A 15,110-nucleotide genomic window follows, 5' to 3' on the forward strand; every position below is an offset into this window, starting at 1 on the left:
CCGTTCCTCTTTCCCATGCTTGAACTGCTACGCATCCGCAACCTCGCCCTGATCGACGATCTGGAACTGGAATTCGGCCCCGGCTTGAACGTGATCACCGGAGAAACCGGGGCCGGCAAGTCGTTCATTCTCCGCGCCCTGGATTTCCTTCTGGGAGAGAAGCTGGCCGTGAATCTCGTTCGTCCGGGCCATGACAAGGCCCGGGTGGAGGCGGTCTTCGCGGGCGGAGAGAACGGCTCCTCCGCCGAAACGGTGATCCGTCGCGAACTGTCCGCGCAATCCGGTCGCTCCCGTGTCTGGGTCAACGACGAGTTGGCCTCTCAAGACGGTCTGAAACGGCTGCGTTCCAGGTTGATCCTGCACGCCAGCCAGCACTCCCAGCAGCAACTCCGTCTGCCGTCCTTTCATGCCCGCCTGCTGGACCGGTTCCTGGAGCAGCCGGAACTGGTCAGGGAAAAGGATCGCCGCTTGGCCGCGTTGTCCACCCTGGTGGATCGCCAACGCGAACTGGAGGAGCGCTTGCGGGGCTTGCGGGATCGCAAGGATCTCCTGGAATACCAACGCTCGGAGATCGCCAAGGTCGACCCCAAGCCCGAGGAGGAGGAGGAACTGGAGGCGCGCAAACAAGTCCTGCGCGACCAGGCCCAAGCCCAGCAACACGTCGATTCAGCCATAGAGCTGCTTTGCACTCCGGATACCGGGCTGCACGACGCCCTGGGCAAGTTGCGCAAGGCCGTGCTGAACCTGGAGAATGCGGGTTCGCCGCGGATTTCGGAGACGGTCTCGGAGGTTGAGGGGGAGTCAAGCGAAACGGCTCCAGAGACGGTATCTGATGCCGAAGCGCTGCTTCAGCTCGGCGAGCATCTCCACGATTTGGAGCGCCGCTTGCGCGGCATGGCCAGGACCCAGACCGCCCAGGGCGAGCTGGAGTCCATCGAGGCCCGGCTCTGGGATCTCTCTCAACTTAAACGCAAATTGAAACGACCGCTGGAGGAAATCGTCCGGCTCAAGGAGGAAGTGGACGCCAACCTCTCCTATCTGGACGCTTCGGGGTTGGACCTGAAGCAGTTGGAGCGCGACATCGACCAGGCGCGAAACGATCTGGCCGGAACCCTGGCCGCCCTGGACGAGGATCGACGGCGTACCGCCACGGACGTCGGAGGCCGCTTGGGCCGGGACTTGCGGGAACTGGGCTTTTCCGAACATCTGAATATCGAATTCACCTTCGCCCCCCTGGAAATCTTTCCCGGGCTGACCGAACACCGCCCCCGGCTGCTCTGGGCCCCCAACCCGGGCCAGCCTTTCCAGCCTCTGGAGGAGATTGCCTCCGGCGGCGAACTGTCCCGCGTACTCCTGGCGATCATCGGCCTGATGGCCGACGCGGACAATCCGACCCTGATCTTCGACGAAGTGGACGCCGGCATCGGCGGCATGACCCTGAACAAGGTCGGTGACCGCCTGCGCTCCCTGGCCGCGGTGCAGCAAGTTCTGGTGATCACCCACTGGCCGCAGCTTGCGGCCCAGGGCGACATGCACTTCCAGGTCCGCAAGGAAGTGGTGGACGGGGCTACCTTTACCCGCTGCACGGCCCTGGGAGGGGCGGAACGGGAAGATGAGTTGCGGCGGATGACCGGTGGCGGATGGAAAGCATAGCGGCTTTTCTCACTGGTGTGGTCAATACATTAAAAACATTGTGAAGGATTTTTACCCAACCGGCAATTCCAGAGTAAGAGCATTTCATCCGAGTTCGCGTTGTAAAAATAATCTGCGGTCATGGCTTTCTCCTGGCTGTCCGTCATGGGCCAGGACATCGGCACATCATCCCTGTTCGACCAAAACATGATCCTGCAATATTCTCCTTGCGTACAGATTTGCTTGATTGCATCGAGATACACGTTCTCATCCGCCTCTTTTTCTTTTGCGACGACGACAAATTCCATCATCCCCCGACTTTTTATCTTTTCCCAGTCTTGCGCGTGTCCTGCCGAAAGAAGCAAGAGAAAAAGCACGATTGTCAGAATCCAGTATTTGAAAATGGCAAACATGATATTCTCACTTCGCTGTTTGTTCGGTAAGAAACGCTGCTTAATTGGGAAATCGCTCGTTGCATGGAGACGCGTTCTTCATGCCCCCACCTGAATGTCCAATGTTGATAGTTTTTTTTTCCCGCCGAACGCGAGAGCCACATAGATGCTGATCTCGTAAAGTATTATGAGCGGCACGGCCATCAATATTTGGGTAACGCCGTCCGGTGGAGTCAAAATGGCGCCCACAATAAAAGCAAGAAGTATGGCGTACTTGCGTTTTTTGCGTAAATAATCGGCCGTAACCAACCCCAGTCTGGCCAGGAAGAAAATGAACAGGGGCAGTTCGAAAATCACGCCAAAGGCCAGGAGCAGTTTTACGGAAAAGCTGAAATATTCACGCAGGCCAGGCATGGGTTTGATCGCATCGTCCGCAAACCCCATGAAAAACTCAAACCCGAAAGGAAAAACGATAAAATATCCGAAGAGGGCTCCGCTGACAAAAAACACCGCCGAGAGGACAGCAATGAGAACGATGTGTTTTTGTTCCGATTCGTACAACCCCGGAGTGATGAATCGCCAAATCTGGTAAGAAATATAAGGGCTGACCAGAAAGAGACCCGCCACAAAGGCGACCTTTACATGGGTGAAGAATGCCTCGGGCAGGGATGTGTATATCAGATGACTTTCCAGGGGCATGACTTCAAGCAAGGGAGCCGTCATCAGCTTGAAGAGATCCTGGGAAAAGGCGTAGCAGACCAGAAATCCGAAAATGGCGGCGATGACGGATTTGATCAGACGGTTGCGCAGATCCTCCAGATGGTCCGTGAGCCGGACTTCTTTCAATTTTTCTTTCGGATCAGATGACTGAAGCGTTCTGTTCATACGCTTGGACTCCGCTCTGGATTGTCGGTTCGCACGAGCTTCCGCTTGTGCGGAGAATGCGGGTATGGATTCTCCCTGTTCCGAGCGAGTCATCCATAACGTGACATTTTGGTTCCCGAATCCGTATTTTAATGCCAGTCTCAAAAGACCGGACGATGCAGGAAGGTGTGGATTCCAGATGGAGAATCTAAGGGGCGGCGAGATCGGTAAATATTTTGCCTGGGAGGGAGAACTGAAGCACGATATTCAACTTTTCCAGCTCAGTATTGATGACGGAGAGAAATGTCGAGGGGTTGTCGTGAGACATGGAGAGTATGCCTTTGCCTTCCAGTAAAGAAGGAGATTTGCGGCGGATCTCGGCGGAAGAATTACGGTAGAAAAGATGGACCTTTTTTTGCCATATGTCAAGAGAACTCACAGAGGGTTCTGGGCTACGTCAAAGTTTTCTAAACTATTGGTATGTCGAAGGGCGTCTCGGGAAGTGGCTTTTTTCTTGTCGACCAACAACGCCCTTTTCTTTTACTGAGAGTTCAAAATATCTTTGAGCTTTGGGAAGAGATACGGTAAACTTTCCATCCATGGCCCGATTCCTCCGATATTTCCTCGTCACGACTGAACCCTGAATAGAAGGAGAGCCCTCATGCCCAATCTTTTGGATCAGCTTAAGGCGCATTCGACCGTTGTCGCGGACACGGGTGATTTTGCCAGCATCAAGGAGTACCAGCCCCAGGACGCCACCACCAACCCCAGCCTGATTCTCAAGGCCGCCGGGATGAAGGAGTACGGGGAGATGGTGGACGGGGTCATTGCCCGAGCCCGGGATGAAGCCGGATCGACGGAAGCGTTTCTGGCCGAGGCCGTGGACAAGTTGTTTGTGGCCTTTGGCGTGGAAATCCTGAAAATCGTGCCGGGGCGCGTTTCCACCGAGGTGGACGCCCGGTTGAGCTTCGACGTGCAGGGTTCGGTGGACAAGGCCAGACGTTTGATAGAGCTGTACGAGCGAGCCGGAGTGGATCGGGAACGGGTGCTGATCAAGCTGTCCAGCACCTGGGAAGGGATCGTTGCCGCCAAAATCCTGGCCAAGGAGGGCATTCGCTGCAACATGACCCTGCTGTTCTCCTTTGCCCAGGCCGTGGCCTGCGCCGAGGCCGGGGTGCAGCTGATTTCCCCCTTCGTGGGCCGGATCATGGATTGGTACAAGAAGCATGAGGGCAAGGACGGATATGCCCCTCAGGACGATCCCGGCGTGCACTCCGTGACGCGGATCTACAACTACTACAAAAAACACGACTACCCTACAGAGATCATGGGTGCCAGCTTCCGCAACGCCGGGGAGATTCTGGAACTGGCCGGCTGCGACCTGCTGACCATCAGCCCGGATCTTCTCCGGGAACTGCGTGACGGTCAAGGCACGCTGGAGCGCAAGCTGAGTCCCGAGTCGGCGCGAAGCCTCGGGGAAGAGAAGCTGTCCCTGGATGAAAAAGCCTTCCGTTGGATGCTCAACGAGGACCAGATGGCCACGGAAAAACTCTCCGACGGCATCCGGCTGTTCGCGGCGGATGCGGTCAAGCTGGAGCGGATGATTCAGGACAAGGGCTGACTTTGTAAAAAAAACGGAGGCAACAGAGGGGCGTACGCTATACGCCCCTCCCTCTCAAAACCTTCCCAGCCCCTCCATGATCTCTCCATCCGGGGCTGAGCCGAAGCCCAGGGAGAGGAGGAAGCGTTCGTCCTCGCTCCATCTGGACCGGATCTTGACCCAGAGTTCCAGATAGACCTGGGTTCCCAGCAATTCTTCCAGTTCCAACCGGGCGTTTTGTCCGATCTGCTTCAGGTTGCGGCCCTGCTTGCCGATGACCATGGCCTTGTGGCTGTCCCGCTCCACGAAGATCACGGCGTGGATGCGGGTCAGGCCGGGCTTGCTCGTGTCGTCCCAATTTTCGATGTCCACCGCGGTCCGGTAGGGCAGTTCCTCGTGGAGATTCAGAAAGAGCTTTTCCCGAATGATTTCCGAGGCCATGAACCGCAGGGGCACGGTGGAAAGCTGGTCCTCGGGAAACAGCGGCGGGCCCGGGGGCAGGGACTTGGCGATGCTGGTGATCAGGCTCTCCACGTTTTCCCCGGTGGCCGCGGACAAGGGGATGATCTCGGCTTCCGGCCACGTCCCGGCGACCTGCTCCATCAGCGGCAACAGTCGCTTGCGATCCTTGACCTTGTCGATCTTGTTCACCGCGACCAAAAGCGGCTGAGGCAGACGAACCCGTGAACCGTGCAATGGTTGGAGTTCCTCGGAAAAGAGGTGCGGTCGGCTTGTGTACAGCGCTCCATCCAGGACGATCACGGCCATGTCCGCACGGGACAAGGCCTGCCAGGCGGCCTTGAGCAGAAAGGCGTTCATCTTGCCCCGCAGACGGTGCAGGCCGGGGGTGTCCAGAAATACGACCTGCAAGTCGTCCCTGGTCAGAATTCCGGTGACCTGGTTGCGGGTGGTCTGGGGTTTGGGGCTGACGATGCTTACTTTCTGACCCAACATGGCGTTGAGCAGGGTGGATTTTCCGGAGTTGGGAGGGCCGAGCAGGGCCGTCCAGCCGGTCCGGAAGGTATCGATGTCGTGCGCTTGTTTTTCTTTGGTCAGATCATGGGCGAGGGAGGCGTCTTGATGGGACATGGGGTTATCCTTTTGAGAAAATGCAGTTATCGGGATCGAAATAGGATTATTGGTGAGCAAACAGTATCGATCCCGATTCCGATACTGAAAGAGAAGCTTCGAATAATAAATCGTGTCATGGGATCGGCGTCGCGGTGGCGGCCTGCCGCCAGACCAGTTCGTCCAGTTGGCGGACCATGCGGCCGAACAGGCCGCCGTATCCGGGAAAGCGGCCGATCAGCTCCCGGCGTTGTTTTTGGACGTGGTCGCAGGCGCTGCCTTCCGGGGAGGAGGGCGTACGCTGCATGACTAGGCGTTCGGCGATAAGGTAGGCTTCCATTTTTCGGCGAAACTCGAGGGCCAGGGCTTCCACGTCCTCGGCGTGACGCGCCCAAAGGGCCTCGGTTTCGGCATGGGGCGGCAGGGAGCGAATGGTTTGGACCTGGGCGGTGAGGGTGGTCAGCACGAAGCCGGGGATGCCGCGCCGCCAGCCTAAAAGCCAGGGATGTCGCCAGAACAGGAGGAAGTGCCGCATGCCCAGGGCGATGATCGCCTCCAGGTGAGCGGCGATGCGGGCCAGACGTGGATCATCCCAGGCCACGGGCGTTTCGGCGAGGTTCCAGGCCGGCGCTTCCCGGTTCTCGAAAAGGCGCGGGGGTTGCCCCATCAGGAAAGAAAGCATATGGCCCAGCCAGGAATTGGCCGCCGGGGAGCCGGGGGTTTCCAGGTGGGCATAGCTCAGGATATATCGTCCCGTTCCCACCGGGCCCGTGACGATGCATGGTTCGCCGCGGAGCAGTTCCGGGTCCAGGTTGATCCCGTAGAGCCGTTCCCAGGCGGATCGCTCCGGTGCCGCCACCTGCTCCAGGGCCAGGTCGGAGACCCAGAAATCCGGTCCGGGGCGGACATAGGCGGCCAGAATGTCGATGCCTCCGGTGGTCGCGTCCTTCGGGACGGCGAACTGGGAAGGCCACCAGACCGGAAGGTCGATCAGGGCGGGGACGTCTTGCGGAACCAGCGGGTGGCCTTGTTGCGGCGCGCAAGCCACCGAGCCGCTGAAATTCGGCAGGCGTTGGGCCATGGGCTTGCGGCACAGCGGGCATACGGCCAGCCCGTGGTTGTCCGGCAGGGCCAAGCCGGCTCCGCCGCACAGGCCAACATAGACGCCGCCGGAACGAAGGTAGTCGCCCACGGCCTTGCGCCCATCCGGCCCCAGGGCCTCGGCCTTGAATCTGGCCCATCCTCCGGGTACGAACAGGGCCGTCGGCGGCTGGTCACGCAGCAGGCCCGCCGCGATTTCCGAAGCCCTGGCCAGTCGCAAAGGGACGCCCCAGGCAGCCAGGCACCTCCAGAGCAGGATCGCCCAAAGATGCGACTCGTCCCACAAGAGACAGATGGAGCCCGAGCCAGAGCGCGAGCCTGACCCAAGGGGGGCGGGGCGCGGAAAGTGCCTTTTGTCCAAAGCGTCCATGGGCTGATGGAGTACCAGGACCGCCGACGCGAAACAAGCCATGGCACGGGTTCGCAGCAATCGGAGTTTTTCAACGGGCTGTTGCCGTACACGACGAAAGAGAGGGAGAAAATATCCAAATGACCGAAACCAAACTGCCCAAGGGGTACGAACCCCGTGACGTGGAAGCCAAATGGCTGGAATACTGGGAGGAACAGGGTACGTTCACCGCTCCGGCCCAGGCGGAGCGACCAACCTATTCCATGGTCATCCCACCGCCCAACGTCACGGGCTCCCTGCACATGGGCCATGCCCTGAACCTGACCCTCCAGGACATCCTGGCCCGGTTTCATCGCCAGCAGGGCCGCGACGTGCTTTGGGTGCCGGGCACCGATCACGCCGGGATCGCCACTCAGAACGTGGTGGAAAAATCCCTGGCCGTTCAGGGCAAAAGCCGGGAGGAATTGGGCCGGGAAGCCTTCGTGGAGCGGGTCTGGTCCTGGAAAGAAGAGTACGGCGGCAAAATTTTGAACCAGGTGCGTCGTCTGGGGGCCTCGGTGGACTGGACCCGGCTGCGGTTCACCATGGACGACGGGTTGTCCAAGGCCGTGCGGGAAGTGTTCGTCCGGCTGTACGAGGAAGGGCTGATCTACAAGGGCGACTACATCATCAACTGGTGCCCCCGGTGTCATACAGCCCTGGCCGACCTGGAGGTGGAACACGCCCAGGCCGACGGTCGGCTGCACGCCATCCGGTACCCGTTGGCCGACGGCTCCGGGGATCTGACGGTGATGACCACCCGGCCGGAAACCATGCTCGGTGACACCGCGGTGGCCGTGCATCCCGAGGACGAACGCTTTGCGCACCTGGTGGGCAAGGAAGTCATCCTGCCTCTGGTGGGCCGCAAGCTCCCGATCATCGCCGACGCCTACGTGGACCGGGAGTTCGGCACGGGCTGCCTGAAAGTCACCCCGGCCCACGATATGAACGATTTTGAACTGGGCCGACGCCACGATCTGGCCGTGGTCAAGGTCATCGACGATCACGGCAGGATGAGCGCCGAGGCCGGGCCGGAATACGCCGGTCTGGACCGCATGGAGTGCCGCCAGCGCATCGTCGCGGACCTGGAGGAAAAAGGGTTTCTGGTCCGCGTGGAAGACCACCCGCACAGCGTGGGGCATTGCTACCGCTGCCGGACCGTGATCGAGCCCGCGGTCTCCAAGCAGTGGTTCGTGGCCGTGGGGCCTTTGGCCGCCAAGGCCCGTAAGGCCGTGGAGGACGGAAGGACGGCGATTTATCCCCGGCAGTGGGAGCGGACCTATTTCGACTGGCTGGACAACATCCGGGACTGGTGCATTTCCCGCCAGATCTGGTGGGGCCACCGCATCCCGGCCTGGACCTGCCAAGCCTGCGGCGAGATGATCGTCTCCCGGGAAGACCCCAAAAGCTGCCCAAAATGCCCCGGCAAGCTGATCCAGGAAAGCGACGTGCTGGATACGTGGTTCTCCTCGGCCCTCTGGCCCTTCTCGACGCTGGGCTGGCCGGACGAGACCCCGGAACTGAAGAGCTACTACCCCACCTCGGTGCTGGTCACAGGTTTCGACATCCTCTTTTTCTGGGTGGCCCGGATGATGATGATGGGCCTGCACTTCCGCGACGAGGTGCCCTTTGAACACGTCTACATCCATGCCCTGGTCCGGGACAGCGACGGTCAGAAGATGAGCAAGTCCAAGGGCAACGTGATCGACCCCCTGACCATGATCGATCAGTACGGCACCGACGCCCTGCGGATGACCCTGACGGCCATGGCGGCCATGGGCCGGGACATCAAGCTGTCCGAGGACCGAATCCAGGGTTACCGGTTTTTCGTGAACAAACTCTGGAACGCGGCCCGTTTCGCCCTGATCAACCTGCCTCAGGACGGGGCCGGGGACGCGCTTCCCGCTTCGGCGGACCTGGATTTGCGCCACCGCTGGATTCTGACCCGTTTGGAGCAGGTCAAGCAGGAAAACGCCGCGGCCATCACCGAATACCGGTTCAACGACGCGGCCATGGGGCTGTACCAGTTCATCTGGCACGAACTCTGCGACTGGTATCTGGAGATGATCAAGCCGGACCTGCCCGGGATCGCCCAGCCTGAGAAGGACGAGGTTCCAAAGCAAGATCAAGATCAAGCCCAAGACCAGGGCCAAGATCAGGGTCAAGAGAAAGCCCGCTCCCAAGACACGGCCCAGGTTTGCCTGCAAACCGTGCTTTCCGAAGTGCTGCTCCTGCTCCACCCCGTCATGCCCTTCGTGACCCAGGAAATCTGGAACTCCCTGCCCGCTCGCGGTACGAATTCCAATCTGGCCGCCCAACTCTATCCTCCGGCTCGGCCCGGACAGGTGGACGAGCAGGCCTTGCGGGATATGGGGCTGATCCAGGAGATCGTGGTCAGCGTGCGCAACATCCGGTCCGAATTGAGCATCGGGCCGTCCCAGAAATTGGACGTGCTGGTGCGTTGCCCGGAGACCGCCCTGGCCGAAGTGCTCTCGACGAACCGGGAGACCATCGTTCACCTGGCCCGTCTTGGGGGATTTCAGGTCGAACCGGACCTGAACCCGCCCAAGGCTTCGGCTTCCGCCGTGGTCCAGGGGGTGGAGGTGTTCGTGCCCCTGGCCGGGGCCGTGGACTTTCAGACCGAACTGGCCCGCCTGGACAAGGAATTGAGCAAGGCCGCAAAGGAACTGGACATCGTCACCCGCAAAGTGAACAATGACGATTTTTTGGCCAAGGCCCCGGCCGAAGTGGTGGAAAAAGAGCGGACCAAGGCCAGGGATATCGCCGCAAAACAATCCAAACTGCTGGCCCTGCGCGAACGGTTGCAGGGGCTGATGGAGTAGGAGCATTTCATGTCCAAAGTCTACCTGCTGGGCGCCGGGCCCGGCGATCCGGAGTTGATCACGCTCAAGGCCAAGCGGTTGCTGGAGAGCGCGGATACCGTGGTTTACGACTACCTGGCCAATCCGCGATTTTTGGCTTGGTGTCGGCCGGATGCCGAGATTTATTACGTCGGTAAAAAGGGCGGCGACCATACCCTTCCTCAGGACAAGATCAACGATTTGTTGGTGGAGCGGGCCAAGGCGGGGAAGGTCGTGGCCCGACTCAAGGGGGGCGACCCATACGTCTTCGGGCGGGGGGCGGAGGAGGTCGAGGAGCTGTTGGAGCACGGCATCGAATTCGAGGTGGTCCCCGGTGTGACCTCGGCCGTGGCCGCTCCGGCCTATGCCGGGATCCCGCTGACCCATCGCCGTTTCGCCTCTTCGGTGTCCTTCATCACCGGCCACGAGGATCCGACCAAGGCCGAGAGCGCTCATGACTGGGAGGCCTTGGCCCGAAGCACCAGCACCCTGGTTTTTTTCATGGGCGTGAAGAACCTGCCGGAGATTTCGGCCAACCTGATCAAGGCCGGACTGCCCGGAAGCACTCCGGCGGCCCTGGTCCGCTGGGGAACCACCTGCCGGCAGCGCTCGCTGATTTCCACATTGGCCGAGATTGCCGAGGAGTCCCAGAAACAAGGGTTCAAGCCTCCTTCACTGCTGGTGGTGGGCGAGGTGGTCAGTCTGCACGACAAGCTGAACTGGTTTGAGCGGCGGCCTCTGCTGGGCAAGGGCGTGGTGGTCACCCGTTCCCGTGAGCAGGCCAGCGACGTGGTGGCCTCCCTGGAGAGCCTGGGAGCCTGCTGCCACGAGTTTCCGACCATTGCCGTGGAGCCCATGGAGGATGCCGCGCCTATTCAGGAGGCCGCAGGACGGCTGGGCGAGTACGACTGGGTGGTCTTCACCTCGGTCAACGGCGTGCGCATGTTCTGGGACGTGTTGGAGGGCCGAGGGCTGGATGCCCGGGCCTTTGCCGGAACCCAGGTGGCGGCCATCGGCCCGGCCACGGCCGAGGGGCTGGCCCGGCGGGGCATTCGGGCTGATTTCGTCCCGGAAAAGTACGTGGCCGAGGACATCGTCCAGGGGCTGCTGGTCAGGGACGTGGTGGGCAAACGGGTGTTGATTCCCAGGGCCGAGCAGGCTCGGGAAGTGCTGCCCGAGGAATTGCTCCGGGCCGGGGCCCAGGTGGAGGTGTTGCCGGTGTACCGGACCCTGCCGGTGGCCAAGGGCGCACAGGACGTGACGACCGCCCTGGAGAACGGAGAGATTCACTATATTACGTTCACCAGTTCCTCCACGGTGACCAACTTTTTCGCGGCCATCAGCCCGGAGTTGATCCAAAAGCACCGCGCCGCGCTGAAACTGGTCTGCATCGGGCCGGTCACCGAACGGACACTGCAAAACCAGGGCTTTCAGGGCGACATTCAGCCCGAGGACTATACCATTCCGGCCATGGTGCAGGCCATCCTGGACCATGCCGGCCAGGGCCGACACGGGGGCGCGGGGGCATGACTCTGCCCGTTGGCGTACTCATTTCCGGGAGCGGGTCCAATTTGCAGGCCCTGATCGACCGGATGGAAGCCGGGGTGCTGGACGTGACTATCCAGACGGTGATTTCCAACATCCCCGGGGTCAAGGGGCTGGAACGAGCGGCGAATCACAATATCCCGGCCCAGGTCCTGCCTCATCGGGATTACCGGGACCGTGAGTCCTATGACCGGATAGTGGTCCGCGCCCTTCGCGACGCCGGAGCCCAGGCCGTGGTCCTGGCCGGATTCATGCGTCTCGTGGGGCCGGAACTCCTAGCCGCCTTTCCCGGACGGGTGCTGAACATCCATCCGGCGCTGCTGCCGTCCTTTCCAGGACTGCACGCCCAGGACCAGGCCGCAGCGTACGGCGTGCGTTTGGCCGGATGCACGGTGCACTTCGTAGATGAAGAGGTGGATCACGGTCCGATCATCATCCAGGCCGCGGTCCCGGCCTTGCCCGGTGAGGAAGCTGAAGCACTGGGCAGTCGCATCCTGGCTTTGGAGCATCGTATTTTTCCTCAGGCCCTCCAATGGCTGGCCGAAGGCAGGCTGGACGTCCAAAATCGTCAGGTGGTGGTCCGTCCCGGAGAGCGGTCCTTAGCCACCAGGAACGAGCTGCCGCCGTGTCTGGTTTTTCCGCCGTTGGAAGAGGGGTTTTAGGGAGAACGAACATGAGTGACTTTGAGTTTGAACTGTCCCAGGCAGAGCGAGATTATCTGCGGGAATTGGCCCGGCTGAGCATTGCTTCCCGGTTTGACGCGAACGTGATGCTGCCGAAACCGATTTCGGAAAAGCTGGAACAGCCATTCGGCGCGTTTGTAACCCTGAAAAAGCAAGGCCATTTGCGCGGGTGCATCGGACATATCGTCGGCGACCAGCCGATCCGGGAGACCATCATCCGCATGGCCAAGGCCGCAGCGTTCAATGATCCCAGGTTTCCTCCCGTGAACAAGGAGGAACTGAACGATCTGAGCGTGGAGATTTCAATCCTCAGCCCACTCGTGTCCTGCGCCGCCGGGGATATCGTTCCGGGCCGGCACGGACTGCTGGTGCGCCGCGGTCCGCATTCCGGCCTGCTTTTGCCCCAGGTGGCCGCGGAATACGGCTGGGATCGGGAGACGTTTCTGTCGCAGACCTGCCGAAAAGCCGGACTCCCCGGCAATGCTTGGCAGCAGTCGGGCACGGAGATATTTTGCTTCGAGGCGGTTATTTTTTAGCTGACCTGCAAGGTCGTTTCGGTGTTGTATGGAGGTTTTGTCATGAATTCAGATTACGACCAAGAATCCCCTTTGATCCTCATCGTTGACGACGAGGCGGTGAACAGGTTGATTCTGGAGTCCAACCTGAAGCGACAGGGGTTTCGGACCGTCTCGACGTCGTCGGGTCAGGAGTGCCTTGATCTGGCCCGACGGGAACAGCCGGATCTGGTGCTCCTGGACATCATCATGCCCGGAATGGACGGGTTCCAGACCTGCCAGACCCTGAAGGACGCGCCTGAAACCCGAGACATTCCGGTCATCTTTCTCTCCGCTCTCACGGACACCGGGGTGAAGACCAAGGGGTTCGAGGCCGGCGGGGTGGACTACGTCAGCAAGCCCTTTGACGCCAAGGAACTGCTGGCCCGGGTGCGCACGCATCTGACGTTGCGCAACCAGGAACGGCAGCTGCGGGTCTACTCGGAGAGGCTTGAAGAAATGGTCGACGAGCGAACCACCAAGCTGAAACAGGCCGAGCTCGACTTGCAGCGCAACTATGACATGCAGACCGCCTTGAATCATCTGCTCCAACTCTCCCTGCAGGAATTGCCCCTGGAAGAACTGTTGCAGCAGTGCCTGGACAGCATCCTGGGCATTTCCTGGCTGACGTTGCAGAACCGTGGCTGCGTCTACCTCCAGGAGGACGAAGACGGCTGTTACCGCATGGTGGCGCATCGCAATTTACCGGAGCACGTCCAGGAGCAGTGCAAGACCATGGTTCCCGGCGATTGCGCTTGCGGCCGAGCCATCGGGGAACAGCGGGTTCTCGTGGTCCCGGACGAGGAGGTCGACCACAATAAACTTTTGCCGGAAGGCGTCGAACCGCACAGCAATGTCTGCGTTCCGATTCGATCACAACATGCGACCTTGGGAATCTTGAACCTCTCTATCCAGCGGGGCGCTCGGCTGACGCAGCCGGAGTCGGCTTTTTTCGGGGCCGTGGCCAACACCCTGATGCAGATGATCCTCTACAAACGGGCCGAGCAGCGTATGCTGCACCATGTCCTTCATGAGCCGTTGAGCAATCTGCCCAACAGGACGGCCTTGCTGGACGGCCTGAACGTGGAGATCAACCAGGCCCGGGACGTGGAAGGCTACCGGTTCGCCCTGGTGTTGATCAATCTGGACCGTTTCAATCGGTTCAACGAAAGCCTGGGCTACGACCTGGGCGACAAGTTGATTCTCTCCAGCATTCAGCGCATTCTTGATGAACGAAAAGTGGACGAGGATGTCTTTCACCTGGGTGGTGACGGGTTCGCGGTGTTGATCCGCCGACTGCGGGAGGTCGCAGATCCGCTACTCCTGGCTGAACGGATCTTGGACGGCCTGAAGCAGCCGCATCAACTGGACGGCCATGAAATCCAGACCTCGGCCTCCGCCGGGGTGGTGCTCTCCGATGTCCGGTACCACCGCGGCGAGGATCTGCTTCGAGACGCGGATATCGCCCTGCATCTGGCCAAATCACGGGGCCGGGGCCGGTTCGAGGTCTTCAGCCACGTGATGCACGAAAAAGCCAGGCAGGCCATGCAGACGTTCATGGACCTGCGTTTGGCCCTGCAGCGGGAAGAATTCGTCCTGTTTTATCAGCCCATCATCTGTCTGACCACGAAGCGGACCATCGGAGTGGAAGCCCTGATCCGTTGGGTTCACCCCGTCCGGGGCATGATCAGTCCCGCGGAATTCATCCCTCTGGCCGAGGAGACCGGGTTGATCCTGCCCATGGGGCGCTGGGTCCTGGAAAAAGCCTGCCTGGATATGCGCGACTTCACCAGGAGCAAAGATTCGCCGAATTCACCGAAGCCGTTCATGGTCAGCGTGAACCTGTCCGGGAAGCAGTTCGCTCAACCGGATCTCTACGAGCAGGTGGAGGCCGTGCTTCAGGAGACCGATTTTCCACCGGAGTGCCTCAAGCTGGAAATCACGGAGAGCGTGGTCATGGAAAACGCCGAAGCGGCCACGCGGATTTTGGAGCGCCTCAAGCGCTTGAAGATCAAGATTTCCATCGACGATTTCGGCACCGGCTACTCGTCTCTCTCCTACCTGCACCGCTTTTCCGCGGACATCCTGAAGGTGGACCGTTCTTTCGTCAGCCGGATGCACCTGGGCGGCGAAAACCTGGAAATCATCCGGACCATCGTCACCCTGGCCCAGGCGCTGAAGATGGAAGTAGTCGCGGAAGGCGTGGAGACCGAGGAGGAACTGAAGACCCTGACCATGCTGCGTTGCGATTACGCCCAGGGGTTCTATTTCGCCAAACCCATGCCGCTTGAGCAACTGCGCGAGGGGCAGTTCGGCCTCTCCCGGGACGAGCAATCAGCGGCCATGGACAGGCGCGGCGGTCCGCCTGATCGGCGTGAAACGCCTGGACGGCGCGAGATGGACGGTTGACCCGGGTCGATTT

11 protein-coding genes are annotated in these 15,110 nt (G+C 60.5%); 7 read left to right on the plus strand and 4 right to left on the minus strand.

Annotated elements, in window-relative coordinates; all coding sequences use genetic code 11:
- Nucleotides 1–15: 15 nt before the first annotated feature.
- A complete protein-coding gene (locus tag AC559A_RS02045) occupies nt 16–1,653 on the plus strand; it encodes a DNA repair protein RecN (RefSeq protein ID WP_498815951.1) in 1,638 nt (545 codons plus the stop codon).
- 29 nt (nt 1,654–1,682) lie between these two features.
- Here AC559A_RS02045 and AC559A_RS02050 read toward each other — a convergent pair whose 3' ends face one another.
- Both AC559A_RS02050 and tatC read right to left on the minus strand, forming a co-directional pair.
- On the minus strand, nt 1,683–2,045 hold the full coding sequence (locus AC559A_RS02050; RefSeq protein ID WP_498815953.1) for a hypothetical protein: 363 nt from the start codon (nt 2,043–2,045) through the stop codon (nt 1,683–1,685).
- 78 nt (nt 2,046–2,123) lie between these two features.
- A complete protein-coding gene (tatC, locus tag AC559A_RS02055; protein ID WP_498816058.1) occupies nt 2,124–2,909 on the minus strand; it encodes a twin-arginine translocase subunit TatC in 786 nt (261 codons plus the stop codon).
- A gap of 640 nt (nt 2,910–3,549) precedes the next feature.
- Here tatC and tal point away from each other — a divergent pair.
- Nucleotides 3,550–4,509 (plus strand): transaldolase, encoded by a 960-nt coding sequence (tal, locus tag AC559A_RS02060; protein WP_498815955.1) that lies wholly within the window; start codon nt 3,550–3,552, stop codon nt 4,507–4,509.
- Between the two features lie 54 nt (nt 4,510–4,563).
- On the opposite strand, the gene era is transcribed toward tal, so the two are convergent.
- Together era and AC559A_RS02070 are read right to left on the minus strand one after the other, a co-directional pair.
- Nucleotides 4,564–5,577: a GTPase Era gene (era, locus tag AC559A_RS02065; RefSeq protein ID WP_498815957.1), complete on the minus strand. Its 1,014-nt coding sequence runs from the start codon at nt 5,575–5,577 to the stop codon at nt 4,564–4,566.
- Nucleotides 5,578–5,692: 115 nt separating this feature from the next.
- A complete protein-coding gene (locus tag AC559A_RS02070; RefSeq protein ID WP_498815959.1) occupies nt 5,693–7,069 on the minus strand; it encodes a type 1 glutamine amidotransferase family protein in 1,377 nt (458 codons plus the stop codon).
- Between the two features lie 77 nt (nt 7,070–7,146).
- Between AC559A_RS02070 and AC559A_RS02075 the strand changes: the two genes are divergently transcribed.
- Genes AC559A_RS02075 through AC559A_RS02095 form a run of 5 tightly spaced genes read left to right on the plus strand, consistent with a single transcriptional unit; the run spans nt 7,147 to nt 15,097 of the window.
- Entirely contained in the window at nt 7,147–9,888 is a 2,742-nt protein-coding gene (locus AC559A_RS02075) for a valine--tRNA ligase (RefSeq protein WP_498815961.1), read from the plus strand.
- Between the two features lie 9 nt (nt 9,889–9,897).
- A complete protein-coding gene (gene cobA, locus AC559A_RS02080; protein WP_028573161.1) occupies nt 9,898–11,436 on the plus strand; it encodes a uroporphyrinogen-III C-methyltransferase in 1,539 nt (512 codons plus the stop codon).
- A complete protein-coding gene (gene purN / locus AC559A_RS02085) occupies nt 11,433–12,113 on the plus strand; it encodes a phosphoribosylglycinamide formyltransferase (protein ID WP_498815963.1) in 681 nt (226 codons plus the stop codon). Before cobA ends, purN begins: the two co-directional genes overlap by 4 nt.
- An 11-nt stretch (nt 12,114–12,124) precedes the next feature.
- A complete protein-coding gene (gene amrA / locus AC559A_RS02090; protein WP_498815964.1) occupies nt 12,125–12,670 on the plus strand; it encodes an AmmeMemoRadiSam system protein A in 546 nt (181 codons plus the stop codon).
- 42 nt (nt 12,671–12,712) lie between these two features.
- Nucleotides 12,713–15,097, plus strand: coding sequence for an EAL domain-containing protein (locus AC559A_RS02095; RefSeq protein WP_498815966.1), 2,385 nt, complete (start codon nt 12,713–12,715; stop codon nt 15,095–15,097).
- Nucleotides 15,098–15,110 lie beyond the last annotated feature (13 nt).

Source organism: Desulfonatronum zhilinae (genome assembly GCF_900182865.1).
GTDB classification, from domain to species: Bacteria; Desulfobacterota; Desulfovibrionia; order Desulfovibrionales; family Desulfonatronaceae; genus Desulfonatronum; species Desulfonatronum lacustre.